The following is a 14,668-nucleotide window of genomic DNA, read 5'->3' as shown; positions in this document are numbered from 1 at the left end:
CTTGCGTATCGCCATGATCGGGGCCGGCTATGTCGGCCTCGTTTCCGGAGCCTGCTTCGCGGAGTTCGGCGTGGACGTCCACGTCGTGGACAGCGAGGCGGAGAAGATCCGGGCCCTGCGGGAAGGGCGCATGCCGATCTACGAGCCGGGCCTGGACCGGCTCGTGGAGGACAATGTCCGCGACGAGCGGCTGCACTTCACCACCGATCTGGCCGAGGCTGTGCGGCGGGCCGATGCGGTCTTCCTGGCCGTCGGCACGCCCACCCGGCGCGGCGACGGCCATGCCGACCTGACCTATGTCTATGCCGCCGCCGAGCAGGTGGCGCGGGCGGCGGAAGGGCCGCTGGTGCTGGTCACCAAATCCACCGTGCCGGTCGGCACGGGGCGGGAGGTGCAGAAGATCGTCCGCCGGGTCCGCCCCGAGCTCGACATCCAGGTCGCCTCCAACCCGGAATTCCTGCGCGAAGGCAGCGCCATCGGCGACTTCATGCGCCCGGACCGGGTGGTGATCGGGGTGGAGGACGAGCGTGCCGAGGCGGTGCTGCGCCGGCTCTACCGCCCGCTGAACCTGATCGAAACGCCGATCCTGGCCACCGGGCTGGAAACGGCGGAGCTGATCAAATACGCCTCCAACGCTTTCCTGGCGGTGAAGATCTCCTTCATCAACCAGGTGGCCGATCTCTGCGAGAAGGTGGGCGGCGACGTCCATGCCGTGGCCAAGGGCATGGGGCTGGACGGCCGCATCGGCCGCAAGTTCCTGCATCCCGGCCCGGGCTTCGGCGGTTCCTGCTTCCCCAAGGACACGCTCGCCCTCTCCCGCACCGCGCAGGACCATGGCGCGCCCATGTCCATCGTGGATGCGACCGTGGCCTATAACGACGCGCGCAAGCTGGAGATGGCCGAACGCGTGATCGCGGCGCTGGGCGGCGATGTCCGGGGCAAGACCGTCGCCATCCTGGGCCTGACCTTCAAGCCCGAGACGGACGACATGCGCGAGGCCGCCTCGCTCGCGGTGATCCCCCGGCTGGCCGAGGCCGGGGCCAGCATCCGCGCCTATGACCCGCAGGGCTCGGGCCATGCCCGCCAGCTCCTGCCCGAAAGCGTGGTCTTCGCCGAGAACGCGCTGGATGCGGCGCGCGGCGCGGACGCGACCGTGCTATTGACGGAGTGGAACGAGTTCCGCGCCCTGGCGCCGGAGAAGCTGCGCCAGGCCATGCGCGGCGACCTCGTTCTGGACCTGCGCAATGCCTGGGAGCCGGCGGCCATGCGCCAGGCCGGCTTCCGCTATCACTCCATCGGCCGACCCTGAGGAACCCGCATGACGTTCCAGCACAAATTCGACCCGACCAGCCTGCGCGAGTACGACATTCGGGGCATCGTCGGTAAGACCCTGTCCGGTGAGGATGCCTTCGCGATCGGCCGCTGCTTCGGCACCATCGTGAAGCGCGAGGGCGGCTCGGTGGTCGCGGTCGGCTATGATGGCCGCCTGTCCTCCACCATGCTGGAGGAGGCCCTGGTGAAGGGCCTGACCGCCTGCGGCCTGAAGGTCCTGCGCGTCGGCTGCTGCCCGACCCCGATGCTCTACTACGGCGCCTATGAGCTGAAGGCCGATGGCGGCGTGATGGTGACGGGCAGCCACAACCCGCCCGACTACAACGGCTTCAAGATGGTGCTGAAGAACAAGCCCTTCTTCGGCCCGCAGATCCAGCAGATCGGCAAGATGGCCGCCGCCGGCGACGTGGTGGAGGAAGGCCAGGGCTCCTCCGAGACGGTGGACATCGCCGACCGCTATGTCGCCCGCATGATGCACGACTATGACGGCGGCGACCGCAAGCTGACCGTGGTCTGGGACCCGGGCAACGGCTCCGGCGGCATCATCACGGAGAAGCTGGCCAAGGTGCTGCCGGGCAAGCACATCGTGATCAATGCCGGGATCGACGGGCGCTTCCCGAACCACCATCCCGACCCGACCGTGCCGAAGAACCTCGAGCAGATCATCGCCGAGGTGAAGACGCAGAAGGCCGATCTGGGCATCGCCTTCGACGGCGACGCGGACCGGCTGGGCGTGGTGGATGACGAGGGCCACATGCTGTTCGGCGACCAGCTCCTGGTGGTGCTGGCGCGCGACGTGCTGAAGGCCATGCCGGGCGCCACCATCATCGCGGACGTGAAGGCCTCCCAGGTCCTGTTCGACGAGGTGGAGAAGGCTGGCGGCAAGCCGCTGATGTGGAAGACCGGCCACTCTCTCATCAAGCAGAAGATGGCCGAGACCAAGGCGCCGCTCGCCGGCGAGATGTCGGGGCACACCTTCTACGCGGACAAGTGGTACGGCTTCGACGACGCCCCCTACTCCGCCGTGCGCCTGCTCGGCATCGTGGCGCGGATGGCGGAGAAGCTCTCCGACGTGCGCAAGGCGCTGCCGCAGGTGATCAACACCCCGGAGCTGCGCTTCGACTGCCCCGAGGAGAAGAAGTTCGTCGTGGTGTCCGAGGTGAAGGACCGCCTCGCCAAGGCCGGCGCCGATGTGCAGGACGTGGACGGTGTCCGCGTGCTGACCGAGGATGGCTGGTGGCTGCTGCGCGCCTCCAACACCCAGGCGGTGCTGGTCGCGCGCTGCGAGGCCAAGAGCGAGGAAGGGCTGGAGCGGCTGAAGGCCAGCCTGTCCGAGCAGCTCCAGGCCTCCGGCCTCGCCGCGCCGGATTTCTCGGGCGAGAACGCGGGGCACTGACGCTTCCGCTCTTTCTCTACGGCACGCTGCTCGACCGCGGCGTGCTGGCCCGGCGGTCGGGGGACCCCTGGCTGCCACGGCGGGCTCTGCCCGCCAGGCTGGAGGGCCACCGCCGGGTGGTCTTCCGCGGCACCCCCTACCCCACCCTTCGCCCCGCGCCGGGCGGAAGCGTGGCGGGGCTGCTGGTCCGCCCCGCCGCCGGGGCGATGCACCGCCTCCGCGCCTATGAGGGCGCCTGCTACCGCCTCCATCCCTTCCGCGTGCTGACCCGCCATGGCCCGCGCCACGCCCGGGCCTTCGTCGTGCCCCGCCATCTCGCGGGGGTGGAGCCCTGGTGAGGCCGGCGGCCTGAACAGGGGCGGCGCCCCGCGCTACCGTGCCCCGGGCGATCCGGGGGATGGGTGGAATGATGCAGCGGATGCCGGCGGAGCCGGGGATGCGCGAGGACGAGGTCGACACCCCGGCGCTGATCCTCGACCTCGATGCCTTCGAGGCCAATCTGGATGCCATGGCGGCCCGGCTGGCCCCCACCGGCGCGAAGCTGCGCGCCCATGCCAAGACGCACAAGTCCCCCGTCATCGCGCGCCTGCAGATGGCCCGTGGCGCCGTGGGCCAGTGCGTGCAGAAGGTGGCCGAGGCGGAGATCCTCGCCTGGGGCGGGGTGGACGACATCCTGGTCAGCAACGAGGTGGTCTCGCCACGCAAGCTGGCGCGGCTGGCGGCGCTGTCGGGCATCGCCCGGGTGGCCCTTTGCGCCGACGACCCGGCCCTGATCCCGGTGATCGAGCAAGCCGCCGAGGCGGCGGGGCGGCGCCTGTCTGTGCTGGTGGAGATCGATGTCGGCCCCGGGCGCTGCGGCATCGCGCCGGGGCCGGAGGCGGTGGCCCTGGCCGGGCGCATCGCCGCCTCGCCGCATCTGCGCTTCGGCGGATTGCAAGCCTATCACGGCAGGGCCCAGCACCTCCGCACACCGGAGGAGCGCGCCGCCGCCATCCGCCACGCCGCCGAGGGCACCCGTCGCACGCTGGAGCAGCTCCGGCAGCAGGGGCTCGGCTGCCCCATCGTGGGCGGCGCCGGCACCGGCAGCTTCCCGCTGGAGCTGGAAAGCGGACTCTGGACGGAGATCCAGGCGGGTTCCTATGCCTTCATGGATGCGGATTACGCCCGCAACGACGCGCCCCCGCCCTTCCGGCAATCGCTCTTCGTGCTGACGCAGGTGATGAGCGCCCCAAGGGGAAGTGGGCGCGCGGTGGTCGATGCGGGCCATAAGGCACTGCCCACCGACAGCGGCATGCCGCTCGTCCATGGGCGCCCCGGGCTGAGCTACGGGCGCCCCTCCGACGAGCACGGCACCATCCTGGCGGAAGGCGCCGCCCTCCCCGCGATCGGGGAGAAGCTGCGGCTCGTACCCGGCCATTGCGACCCGACGGTGGACCGCTTCGACTGGTATGTCGGCGTGCGGAAGGGGCGCGTGGAATGTCTCTGGCCGGTCGCGGCGCGCGGGGCGATGGCCTGATCCCGGCCCGGGAAGCCCGGAGTCTGGCGGCGAAGGGCGCGGCCCTCCGCCGGCCGTGTCAGCGGCGCGCCTCGCGCTGCTTGGCGGTGGCGCTGGCGGGGTGGGCGGCCGCATGGGCCGGCTTCGCCGGCGCGCGCGCGGCCACCGGGGTGGCGGCGCGGCCACGCGTGGCCTGGGGCTTCGCCGCGCGGATGAAGGCCCCGCCATCCCCCTGTTCCATGACCTTGGCGTTGCGGGTGACCGGACGCAGCGGACGGATCTGCGCCGCGGTCCGCACCAGCTTCGCCGGGGGATCGCGGCGCGCCGCCTCGGCCGCGGCCAACCGGGCCTGCCGGGCCGCGGCGAGGCGGGCCGCCCGCGTGCCGCCCACGCTCACCGTGGCCGCATGGGCCCGGCCGGTGATCAGCCCGCCGGTGGCACGCGCGACACCCGCGCCGGCGGATGCCATCAGCAGGGAGGAAGGCGTGGAGGGCTCGACACCCATCTTGGCGAAGCCGTCATCCAGCAGCGCGGCCGCATGGCGGTCGCGTTCCACCCAGGTGGAGCCGCCGAAGACCGCCACCACCAGCCGCTGCCCCTGGCGCTGCGCCGAGGTGACGATGTTGAAGCCGGAGGCCGAGATGAAGCCGGTCTTGATGCCGTCCACACCGTCATAGGTGCCGATCATCCGGTTGTGCGACCGCACGCGCCGGCCGCCGTAGCGGAATTCCGGCGTGGAGAAGTAGTGGTAGCGGTTCGGGAAATCGATGTAGAGGCGCCGCCCCAGCGTCGCCATGTCCCGCGCCGTGGTGACCTGCTGGAAATCCGGCAGGCCGTTGGCGTTGCGGAAGACGGTGTTCGTCATCCCGAGCTGGCGTGCCTTCTGCGTCATCATCTGGGCGAAGCGGTCGTTGCTGCCGCCCAGCGTCTCGCCGATCATCCAGGCGACGTCGTTGGCCGAGAGGGTGACCAGGGCCAGGATGGCCTGTTCCACCGAGATCGAGCTGCCGGGCGGGATGCCCAGCTTCGAGGGGGCCTGCGAGGCTGCCTCGGAGCTCATCACCATGCGGCTGTCCAGCGTCATGCGGCCATCGCGCAGCGCCTCGAACAGCAGGTAGAGCGTCATCATCTTGGTCAGCGAGGCGGGGTAGCGCGGCTCGTCGGCATTCGCGGCGGACAGGGCCTGGCCGCTGCGTGCATCGATGACGATCGACGCGTAGCGGTCGGAGCCGATCTGCGCCGCCGCCGGGACGATCCCCAGGAGCGTCGCCCCCCAGCCCGACACCAAGGCGAATGCCAGGGCCAAGCTCCGCACGCGACGGGGCGTGCGCCAGCCAAGTGACATATCCGTAGTTCCCCCTCGTGGACCCGATGTCCAGGCCCAGGCACACCCCCCAGCGTGCCGGACAACCGACGATAATCGCCCGCCCGTGACCGTGTCCACGTCCATCATGCGGATTTTGCTCGAATTTTCCGTAAGCTCCGGCCTGTCAGTGTACCTGCCGCACAAGTTTTTGTGTTTCGCATCAATTTTGTTGTGGAACCCGAACCGATTTGTCGCCAAAAACCCTTTGCTGCGGCGCAGCAAAGAGCTATACCAGTGCCTGCAAGTCTTGGGAGATATAAAAGACATGGCTACCGAACCGAAGGTTGCGCGGCTCGCGTCCGACACCACCCAGGCCGCCGCCACGGCCACCAACGAGACGATTCAGCAGAGCAAGGCCGCCCTGGAGAATGGCGCGAACCAGGCCCGCCGCATGATGGAGGAAAGCATGAGCCAGGCCACCAAGCTCGCCGAGGGCATCTTCAAGTCCGCCCAGGAAGCCATGGATTTCGGTCGTGGCAATGTCGAGGCCCTGACCCAGGCGACGCAGACCTACGTGGCCGGCACCCAGGATCTGAGCCGCCAGACCTTCGCCCTGTTCCAGTCCCTGTCCGACCAGGCCCTGGAGAATGCCCGCGCCTTCGCCACCGTGCGCAGCGTGAAGGATGCGGCGGAGCTGCAGGCCAACTTCGCCCGCCAGACGCTGGAGAAGGTGATGGGCGAGACCGCCAAGCTGCAGGAGGCCGGCTTCCGCCTCGCCGAGCAGGCCAGCGCGCCGCTCGCCCAGCGCATGACGCTGGCCATGGAGCGGGCCACCAAGCCGCTGAGCGTCTGATCCCCGTCACGGATCCATCGCGGGGCCGGACGATATCCGGCCCCCAGGCACAGCCTGGCCGCGGAAGCGGCCGGGCTTTTGCCATTCCGGGTTCCGGCCCGGCGGGGCGGCGCGCATTCCCGCGGCCTCAATCCAGGCTGCCACCTGGACTGCCACTTGGGCGGCGGGGCCCATGCCTTGCATTCCCGGGCGCCGAGCGCCATCTCGGCACCGATCCGGCGCGCGCCATTTCCGGCGTGCCGCCCGGGCGGACGGCGCGGCTTCATCTTGATATTCCCGCGCCAATCGCCTTCCATTCCAGAGAGCATTCCGCCGCCCCGCCCCTTCCGGCGGGACGGCCCGGTTGAGCGGGCGACCGATGAGCGAACAGGATAAGAGGCCCGACGGGAACACCCCCGGCGGCGGACAAGGGGATCAGGGACCGGCGAGCGGCGTGGTCGTCAAGGCACGTCCGAAGACGCGCAAGCCCGCCATGTACAAGGTCCTGATGCTCAACGACGACTACACGCCGATGGAGTTCGTCGTGCATGTCCTCGAACGGTTCTTCCAGAAGAACCGGGAGGAGGCGACTCGCATCATGCTCCACGTGCACCGGCGCGGGGTCGGGGTCTGCGGGGTCTTCACCTATGAGGTGGCGGAGACCAAGGTCACCCAGGTCATGGACCTGGCCCGGCAGAACCAGCACCCCCTCCAGTGCACGATTGAGAAAGACTAGACGTGAAACAATCGTGTAACGCCTCTCCCGCCCCGCCAGGAAAGGCCCCACATTAGCCTTCTAACCACCCTGTCCCCGGCGCATCCCGCTCCGGGGCAGACCATGAGGGGAGCGTCGCCTCAGTATGCTGTCCCGCAACCTCGAACAGACGCTCCATCGCGCCCTGGCGCTCGCGAATGACCGCCGGCACGAGTACGCGACGCTGGAGCACCTTCTTCTTTCCCTTTGCGACGACACGGACGCCACCACGGTGCTTCGCGCCTGCGGTGTCGAACTGGAGAAGCTCAAGCGGGATCTCGCCGAGTTCCTGGACAAGGACCTCGCCGGGCTGATCAGCGACCGAGGGGGCGATCCGAAGCCCACGGCCGGCTTCCAGCGGGTCGTCCAGCGGGCGGCGATCCATGTCCAGTCCTCCGGCCGCGACGAGGTGACGGGCGCCAATGTCCTGGTCGCCCTGTTCAGCGAGCGCGAGAGCCATGCCGTCTATTTCCTGCAACTGCAGGACATGACGCGGCTCGACGCCGTGAACTTCATCTCCCACGGCATCGCCAAGGCTCCTGGCCGGTCGCAGAACCGCCCGGTGCAGGGCAATGCCGAGGAAGGGGGCGAGCCCCGGGGCAAGGAGGAGGAGCGGCGCGGCGAGGCAGGCGCCAAGCGGGGCCAGGACGCCCTCTCCAACTACTGCGTCAACCTCAACAAGAAGGCGCAGCAGGGCAAGATCGACCCGCTCATCGGCCGCGACAGCGAGATCGAGCGGACCATCCAGATCCTCTGCCGCCGCACCAAGAACAACCCGCTCTATGTGGGCGACCCGGGCGTGGGCAAGACCGCGATCGCGGAGGGCCTGGCCAAGCGGATCATCGAGGGCGACGTGCCCGAGGTGCTGCTGAAGTCCACCATCTTCGCGCTCGACATGGGCGCGCTGCTGGCCGGCACCCGCTACCGCGGCGATTTCGAGGAGCGGCTGAAGGCCGTGGTGACGGAGCTGGAGCAGCATCCGGGCTCCATCCTCTTCATCGACGAGATCCATACGGTGATCGGCGCCGGTGCCACTTCCGGCGGGGCGATGGATGCCTCCAACCTGCTCAAGCCGGCCCTGGCCCAGGGCACGCTGCGCTGCGTGGGCTCCACGACCTATAAGGAATACCGGCAGCACTTCGAGAAGGACCGGGCGCTGGTCCGCCGCTTCCAGAAGATCGACGTGAACGAGCCGTCGGTCGAGGATGCGGTGAAGATCCTCCAGGGCCTCAAGACCAATTACGAGAAGCACCACAAGGTCCGCTACACGCCGGAGGCCATCCGGGCGGCGGTGGAGCTTTCGGCCAAGTACATCAACGACCGGAAGCTGCCGGACAAGGCGATCGACGTGATCGACGAGGTCGGCGCCTCCCGCATGCTGCTGCCGGAGAACAAGCGCCGGAAGACCGTGACGCTGAAGGACGTGGAGGACATCGTCGCGAAGATTGCGCGCATTCCCCCCAAGTCGGTCAGCACGGACGACAAGGAGACGCTCAAGAACCTGGAGCGCGACCTGAAGTCCATGGTTTTCGGCCAGGACAAGGCGATCGAGGCGCTCTCGGCCGCGATCAAGCTGTCCCGCGCCGGGCTGCGCGACCCGGAGAAGCCGATCGGCAACTACCTCTTCTCCGGCCCCACCGGCGTCGGCAAGACCGAGGTGGCCAAGCAGCTCGCCAAGACGCTGGGCATCGAGCTGACCCGCTTCGACATGTCCGAGTACATGGAGCGGCACTCGGTCTCCCGCCTGATCGGCGCGCCGCCGGGCTATGTCGGCTTCGACCAGGGCGGCTTGCTGACCGATGCCGTGGACCAGCATCCGCACTGCGTGCTGCTGCTCGACGAGATCGAGAAGGCGCACCAGGATCTGTACAACATCCTGCTGCAGGTGATGGACCACGGGAAGCTGACAGACCACAACGGCAAGATCGTGGACTTCCGCAACGTCATCCTGATCATGACGACCAATGCGGGGGCCTCCGACATGGCCAAGGCCGGCATCGGCTTCGGGCGGGAGATCCGGACCGGCGAGGACGAGGAGGCGATCAAGCGCCTCTTCACTCCCGAGTTCCGCAACCGCCTGGATGCGGTGGTGCCCTTCAGCGGGCTGACGCCGGAGATCGTGGGCAATATCGTCGAGAAGTTCGTGATGCAGCTGGAGGCCCAGCTCGCGGATCGCAACGTCACGATCGAGCTGTCCTCGGCGGCCAAGGAGTGGCTGGCGGAGCGGGGCTATGACCCGCTCTACGGCGCGCGCCCCCTGGCCCGGATCATCCAGGAATACGTCAAGAAGCCGCTGGCCGAGGAGCTGCTCTTCGGCAAGCTGGTGAAGGGCGGCGCGGTGAAGGTCGGCATGAAGGACGGCGCGCTGACCTTCGACATCACCGAGGCTCCGCCCCCTGCCCTGCCCAAGCCCGAGGAAGGCCCGGGTGATGGCGAGGCGGAGCGCGAGCCCGAAACGGCGGACTGAGCCACCCGCCTTTCCGAGATCAGGGGCGCGGCGGGGAAACCCGCCGCGCCCTTTTCTTTGCCTGGAGGGTGTGGCCGATGCACCCAGCGCGGCCTGACGGCGATAGCGGGGTTCAGCGGGGCGGAGCAGGTCGGGTCCGGCCCCTGGCTCCTTCGCCAGGGGCGAAGGAGCCAGGGAGGGGTTCTAGTTCGGGTTCTGCGCCAGCCGGCCGCGCATGGACTGCGCCTGGGATGCCGTGACCGCGGGGGCGGCATTGCCCCAGCTGTTCCGGATATAGGTGGTCACCGCCGCCGCCTGGTCGTCGGTCAGGCGCCAGCCGAAGGCGGGCATCGACGCGGCGGTGGGCACCGCATCGGTGGTGGCCGGTTTGGAGCCCTGCATCACCACCCGCAGCAGCGTCTCCGGCCCGGACTGCTGCACCGTGGGACTGTTCGCCAGAGCGGGGAAGAGACCGGCCACGCCCTTGCCATCCGCGCCATGGCAGGCCTGGCAACCATCCATGTAGATCGCGGCGCCCGCCTGCATCTGGACATTGCTGGCTGGCAGGGGCGCGGGCGCCGCCACGGTGGCGGCTTCCTCGCGCGGCTGTTTCAGATAGGTGGCGATGGCGCGGAGATCGGCCTCGGTCATCAGGCTGGTGGAGTATTCCACCACCTCCGCCATGGGGCCGGAAGCGGCGGCATGCACGTTATGGCCGGTGCTGAGATATTCCACGATCTCCTCGATCGACCAGGCACCGATGCCCGTGCGGCCATCCGTGGTCAGGGAGGGTGCGAACCATCCCTGGAGTTCGCCGCCGCTCAGGGTCTGGGAGGTCTTGTCGCCGCCCAGCATGTTCTTGGGCGTGTGGCAGGCGGCGCAATGGCCCAGCCCTTCCACGAGATAGGCGCCGCGGTTCCATTCCGCCGAACGGCCGATCACCGGCTCGAATTCGCCGTGACGGAAGAAGAGCAGGTTCCAGCCCTTCATCAGCACACGGATGTTGAAGGGAAAGGGCAGCGTGTCCCGGTCCACGCGGTTCTGCACCGGCTCCAGCGATTGCAGGAAGGCGAAGATCGCATCGGAATCCTCCCGCCTCACCCTGGTGTAGTAGGTGTAGGGGAAGGCCGGGTAGAGTTGCGTGCCATCCGCCGCGCGGCCCTCATGCATGGCGCGGTAGAAATCCTCCGCCGTCCAGGTCCCGATGCCCGTTTCGCGGTCCGGCGTGATGTTGGCTGCGCGGATCTGGCCGAAGGGCGTCTCGATCGCCCGCCCGCCCGCGAAGCCCTGGGAGCTGTATCCGGGCATGCCAGGCGCGATGCCGGAGCCGGCATGGCAGGCGGTGCAGTCGCCCACCGTGGCGAGGTAGCGGCCGCGTTCGATCTGGTCGTAGCGGTCGGGTTCGGCGCGGGCGGGCGAGCCGGCCATGGCGGCCGCGGCGAGGCCCGCCAGGGCGAGGAGCAGCGGGCGCATCAGGCCTGCACCAGCGGCTGGCCGGGATTCTTCAGGTACTGCCTGGTGATGGCATCCGCGGCCATGTAGGCCAGCGCCCCGACCGTGCCGGTGGGGTTGTAGCCGGGGTTCTGCGGAAAGGCGGAGGCCCCGAACACGAAGAGGTTCGGCACGTCCCACATCTGGGAATACTTGTTGATGGCACTGGCCTTCGGATCGGCGCCCATGATCGCGCCACCGGTGTTGTGCGTGGTCTGATAGGGCACCACGTCCCAACCCGCCTTCTTGGGAGCGGAGCGGATCTGCTTCGCGCCCATGGCCCGCATGATCGGCTCCATCTTCTGCGTCACATAGGCGGACATCTTCACTTCGTTGTCGTGATAGTCGAAGGTCATGCGCAGCAGCGGCCGCCCGAGCCGGTCCTTGTAGGTCGGGTCGAGGTCCAGATAGGCGTCGCGATAGGACATCACGCTGCCCTGGCTGCCGACATTGGCGACCTTGAGGTAGTTCTCGGCCGTCGCCTTCTTCCAGGCGCTGCCCCAGCGCGGCGTGCCGGGCGGGGTGGGGCGCGCGGAGATCGGCCGCGCATTGGTGGTGGTGCAGTTGATGTTGGCGCCGCCGACGAAGCCCAGCCCGGTGTGGTCGAAGACATCGCCCTGGTAGTCGTCGCAGGTCATGCCCAGCGCGCCCGCCCCCGCCCAGGCATTGAAGATCTGGTCGTCGAAGAAGCCGTTCACCGAGGAATTGCACTGGTAGGCGTAGTTCTTGCCGATCACCCCCTCCCCCGTGCTCGGGTCGTAGGGGCGGCCGATCCCGGAATGCAGCAGCAGCCGCACGTTCCAGAGCTGATAGGCGCAGAGCAGCACCATGTCGGCGGGCTGCTCCCATTCCTGGCCTTGCGGATCGACATAGGCGACGCCGGTCGCGGTCTTGCCATCCGCCGACATCAGGATGCGCGAGACCTCGCATTGCGTGCGGGCCTCGAAGCCCGGATGGCGCATCAGCACCGGCAGGATCGTGGTCTGCGCGCTGGCCTTGGAATAGTTGGCGCAGCCGAACCGCTCGCAGAAGCCGCAATAGGTGCAGGGCCCCAGCGTGACGCCGAGAGGGTTGGTATAGGGCTGCGACATGTTCGCCGAGGGCAGCGGGAAGGGATGCATCCCGACTTCCGTCGCCGCCCGGGTGAAGAGGTTCTGCGCGTGCGACATCTTCATCGGTGGCGTCGGATAGGGGCGTGAGCGCTGGCCCTCGAAGGGGTTGCCGCCCGGCTGGATCTGCCCCTTCAGGTTCCCCGCCTGCCCCGCGATGCCGCAGAGATACTCGAACTTGTCGTAGAAGGGCTCCAGCTCCTCATAGGTGAGGCCCCAGTCGGCGATGGTCATGCCCTCGGGGATCATCGACGCGCCATAGCGTTCCGTCAGGTGCGAGCGCAGGCGGAAGTCGCTCGGCATGAAGCGCCAGGTATGGCCGTTCCAGTGGATGCCCGCGCCGCCGACGCCGTTGCCCGGCAGGAAGCTGCCCCAGTTGCGGATCGGCAGTGCCCGCTGCGACAGGTTGTTGCGCGCCGTGACCGTGTCCTGCGCCGGCTGCGAGAAGAGCTCGTTGCGGATGGCGTAGCGCAGCTCGTCCGGCGCCGTGCCGATGTTGAAGTCGGTGGAGGTGTCGCGCCAGGGGCCGCGCTCCAGCGCCACCACATCCAGCCCGGCCTGGCAGAGTTCGTAGCCCATGATGGCTCCGGTCCAGCCGAGGCCGACGATCACCGCATCCTTGCGTGGCAGGCGTTGCATCAGATGCGCCCTCCCGATCCGGCGGTGATCGGCGGGCCGCCGGGGCCGCCCCATTCCGGGCGCCCCATGAGGCCGACAGGCGGGATGGTGTAGCGCTGCTTCGGATGCGCGATCACGTCGCGGAAGTCGTAGCGCGCGCCGGGAAAGCCGATCATGCGCCAGCCGACCATGCCCTTGTTGCCGCCGTAGATCGGGTCGGCGAAGTAGCCTTCCATGACGTTGCCGTAGATCTGTTCGAACAGCACCTTGCCGTCGAAGCCGTCGAGCTTGACCTCGCCCTTCTCCAGCCCGGTCAGCAGCTTGTCCTGGTCCTCGCCGCTCAGTTCCTGGAAGCGGCGGTTGCTGGAGCCGGCGGCGACATGCCGCGCCAGGGCGGCGAGGCCCTGGCGGTAGATCTGCCGCGGTGTGAAGGGCAGCTGGTAGCCCTGCGTCGGCAAGGGGTCGGCGGGGAAGGGCCCCTGCATGTACCAGCCGTCGCGGCGGCCATAGGGGCCGGCGAGCTGCCGGTCGATGAAGATGGCGCAGCCCGCGTCGCGCCCGCCGGGACCCAGGGAATCGGTCGGGATCATCCGCTCGGCGATCGCCTCGATCACCGCGGCCTCATCCGCCGTCAGGAAGAGCCAGGGGCCGGGCTTGGCCATGGTTTCCGGCGGCCAGACGCTGCCCGGCTCCCAGGGGAGCAGGCCGCTGATCTCGCGCGCCTGCCCGGTTGCGCCCAGCGCCACCAGGGCACTGGCCGAAAGCAGTGCTCGCCGCCGTGTCAAACCACCCCGCATCGGAAACTCCATTCTTCCCGCGGCCCTGCGGCCACGGCTTTGCGGGCGATGCTAGGCATGATGGCGCGGGAGGAAAGCGAAGCGCGCGAGTCCCGGCCCTCTTATCGTCTTGTCTTGAACTTCATGGACGGGAGTTCACCTCGTTCCTCCGGAATCTTCTGTGTCAACTCAAAGCCTTGCGCGCCTTCTGCAAGCTCTCCCGCTGGGTTTCGCTCACCTCGGGATAGCGCAGGTCCAGCTTCCGCAAGGTTTCAAGCAGGGTCTCCGCCACCAGCAGCCGGGTCAGCCATTTCCGGTCCGCCGGCAGGACGTACCAGGGCGCATGGGGCGAGGCGGTGGCACGGATCGCGGCCTCGTAGGCGGCCTGGTAGTCGTGCCAGCGGCGCCGGTCCACGATGTCCGAAGGATGCAGCTTCCAGTTCTTGTCAGGCTCGTCGATCCGGGCCAGGAAGCGCTTCCGCTGCTCCTCCTCGCCGAGATGCAGGAAGAACTTCAGCAGCACCGTCCCCTGCCGCGAGAGGTAGCGCTCGAAGCAGGCGATGTCCTCCAGCCGCTCGTCCCAGATCGTGCTTTCCACCAGCACTGGCGGCAGCAGCTGGCCGTCCAGGATCCCCGGATGCACGCGGGCCACCAGCACCTCCTCGTACCAGGAACGGTTGTGGATGCCGATCCGGCCACGGCGCGGCAGCGCCACGACATGGCGCCAGAGGAAGTCATGCTCTCGCTCCAGCCCGACCGGCGCGGAGAAGGTGGCGACCTGGCAGCCCTGCGGGTTGATGCCGGAGAAGACATGCTTGATGGCGCTGTCCTTGCCCGCCGCGTCCTGCGCCTGGAAGATGCAGAGCACGGACCAGTGGCCGCTGGCATAGAGGCGGCCCTGCTGCTCGGCGATGGCCTCGATGCGCTCGCGCAGCGCCGCCCCGCTTTCGGCCTTGGTCATCTGGACCCCGCCCTTGTCGTCGGTGGCGTAGTCCTTCAGCGAGAACCCCTCGCCCGAGGTGATCCGCCGCCGTTTCGCGAAACGGCTGATCGGGTTCGACATGGCTGGCCTTCCCTTCCTTCCGGTGCAGCAGGCAACGCGGCAGGCGCGCC

12 protein-coding genes are annotated in these 14,668 nt (G+C 68.8%); 7 read left to right on the top strand and 5 right to left on the bottom strand.

The window, feature by feature from the left end:
• The first annotated feature begins 1 nt into the window (after position 1).
• The 4 genes from MVG78_RS10150 to MVG78_RS10135 all read left to right on the top strand — a co-directional run bounded on the left by MVG78_RS10150 (position 2) and on the right by MVG78_RS10135 (position 4,244).
• Positions 2-1,309 (top strand): UDP-glucose dehydrogenase family protein, encoded by a 1,308-nt coding sequence (locus MVG78_RS10150; RefSeq protein WP_247551169.1) that lies wholly within the window; start codon positions 2-4, stop codon positions 1,307-1,309.
• 9 nt (positions 1,310-1,318) lie between these two features.
• Complete coding sequence (gene pgmG, locus MVG78_RS10145) at positions 1,319-2,728, top strand: phosphoglucomutase/phosphomannomutase PgmG (protein ID WP_247551167.1); 1,410 nt, start codon at positions 1,319-1,321, stop codon at positions 2,726-2,728.
• 41 nt (positions 2,729-2,769) lie between these two features.
• The gene (locus MVG78_RS10140) at positions 2,770-3,066 is read left to right on the top strand and encodes a gamma-glutamylcyclotransferase family protein (RefSeq protein ID WP_247551165.1); all 297 of its coding nucleotides are present in this window, start codon (positions 2,770-2,772) and stop codon (positions 3,064-3,066) included.
• Positions 3,067-3,134: 68 nt separating this feature from the next.
• The gene (locus MVG78_RS10135; protein ID WP_247551163.1) at positions 3,135-4,244 is read left to right on the top strand and encodes a DSD1 family PLP-dependent enzyme; all 1,110 of its coding nucleotides are present in this window, start codon (positions 3,135-3,137) and stop codon (positions 4,242-4,244) included.
• Between the two features lie 58 nt (positions 4,245-4,302).
• Here the strand turns inward: MVG78_RS10135 and MVG78_RS10130 are convergent, their stop codons facing one another.
• A complete protein-coding gene (locus MVG78_RS10130) occupies positions 4,303-5,568 on the bottom strand; it encodes a D-alanyl-D-alanine carboxypeptidase family protein (protein ID WP_247551161.1) in 1,266 nt (421 codons plus the stop codon).
• A 286-nt stretch (positions 5,569-5,854) separates the two neighbouring features.
• On the opposite strand from MVG78_RS10130, the gene MVG78_RS10125 reads away from it, so the two are divergent.
• The 3 genes from MVG78_RS10125 (at position 5,855) to clpA (ending at position 9,582) form a co-directional block, all read left to right on the top strand.
• Positions 5,855-6,382, top strand: a complete 528-nt coding sequence (locus MVG78_RS10125; protein ID WP_247551160.1) for a phasin family protein — start codon at positions 5,855-5,857, stop codon at positions 6,380-6,382.
• Between the two features lie 358 nt (positions 6,383-6,740).
• A complete protein-coding gene (clpS, locus tag MVG78_RS10120) occupies positions 6,741-7,097 on the top strand; it encodes an ATP-dependent Clp protease adapter ClpS (RefSeq protein ID WP_027279944.1) in 357 nt (118 codons plus the stop codon).
• Positions 7,098-7,221: 124 nt separating this feature from the next.
• Positions 7,222-9,582, top strand: coding sequence for an ATP-dependent Clp protease ATP-binding subunit ClpA (gene clpA / locus MVG78_RS10115; protein WP_247551158.1), 2,361 nt, complete (start codon positions 7,222-7,224; stop codon positions 9,580-9,582).
• A gap of 183 nt (positions 9,583-9,765) precedes the next feature.
• Here clpA and MVG78_RS10110 read toward each other — a convergent pair whose 3' ends face one another.
• From MVG78_RS10110 to MVG78_RS10095, 4 genes are all read right to left on the bottom strand, one after another.
• A complete protein-coding gene (locus MVG78_RS10110) occupies positions 9,766-11,034 on the bottom strand; it encodes a c-type cytochrome (protein WP_247551156.1) in 1,269 nt (422 codons plus the stop codon).
• Positions 11,034-12,800, bottom strand: a complete 1,767-nt coding sequence (locus MVG78_RS10105; protein ID WP_247551154.1) for a GMC family oxidoreductase — start codon at positions 12,798-12,800, stop codon at positions 11,034-11,036. Before MVG78_RS10105 ends, MVG78_RS10110 begins: the two co-directional genes overlap by 1 nt.
• Positions 12,800-13,576, bottom strand: coding sequence for a gluconate 2-dehydrogenase subunit 3 family protein (locus tag MVG78_RS10100; protein ID WP_247551153.1), 777 nt, complete (start codon positions 13,574-13,576; stop codon positions 12,800-12,802). Before MVG78_RS10100 ends, MVG78_RS10105 begins: the two co-directional genes overlap by 1 nt.
• 163 nt (positions 13,577-13,739) lie before the next feature.
• On the bottom strand, positions 13,740-14,618 hold the full coding sequence (locus MVG78_RS10095) for a PPK2 family polyphosphate kinase (protein WP_247551151.1): 879 nt from the start codon (positions 14,616-14,618) through the stop codon (positions 13,740-13,742).
• Positions 14,619-14,668 lie beyond the last annotated feature (50 nt).

The organism is Roseomonas gilardii subsp. gilardii, from assembly GCF_023078375.1.
Classification (GTDB): domain Bacteria; phylum Pseudomonadota; class Alphaproteobacteria; order Acetobacterales; family Acetobacteraceae; genus Roseomonas; species Roseomonas gilardii.
Note: the sequence above shows the minus strand (reverse complement) of the source record. Positions and strands in the feature narration are given on the sequence as shown.

What these genes read in the sequence shown, in the direction of transcription:
- pgmG (WP_247551167.1), top strand. Translation starts at nt 1,319, where the DNA reads ATGACGTTCCAGCACAAATTCGACCCGACCAGCCTGCGCGAGTACGAC.
- MVG78_RS10135 (WP_247551163.1), top strand. Translation starts at nt 3,135, where the DNA reads ATGATGCAGCGGATGCCGGCGGAGCCGGGGATGCGCGAGGACGAGGTC.
- MVG78_RS10130 (WP_247551161.1), bottom strand. Translation starts at nt 5,568, where the DNA reads ATGTCACTTGGCTGGCGCACGCCCCGTCGCGTGCGGAGCTTGGCCCTG.
- MVG78_RS10125 (WP_247551160.1), top strand. Translation starts at nt 5,855, where the DNA reads ATGGCTACCGAACCGAAGGTTGCGCGGCTCGCGTCCGACACCACCCAG.
- clpS (WP_027279944.1), top strand. Translation starts at nt 6,741, where the DNA reads ATGAGCGAACAGGATAAGAGGCCCGACGGGAACACCCCCGGCGGCGGA.
- clpA (WP_247551158.1), top strand. Translation starts at nt 7,222, where the DNA reads ATGCTGTCCCGCAACCTCGAACAGACGCTCCATCGCGCCCTGGCGCTC.
- MVG78_RS10110 (WP_247551156.1), bottom strand. Translation starts at nt 11,034, where the DNA reads ATGCGCCCGCTGCTCCTCGCCCTGGCGGGCCTCGCCGCGGCCGCCATG.
- MVG78_RS10105 (WP_247551154.1), bottom strand. Translation starts at nt 12,800, where the DNA reads ATGCAACGCCTGCCACGCAAGGATGCGGTGATCGTCGGCCTCGGCTGG.
- MVG78_RS10100 (WP_247551153.1), bottom strand. Translation starts at nt 13,576, where the DNA reads ATGCGGGGTGGTTTGACACGGCGGCGAGCACTGCTTTCGGCCAGTGCC.
- MVG78_RS10095 (WP_247551151.1), bottom strand. Translation starts at nt 14,618, where the DNA reads ATGTCGAACCCGATCAGCCGTTTCGCGAAACGGCGGCGGATCACCTCG.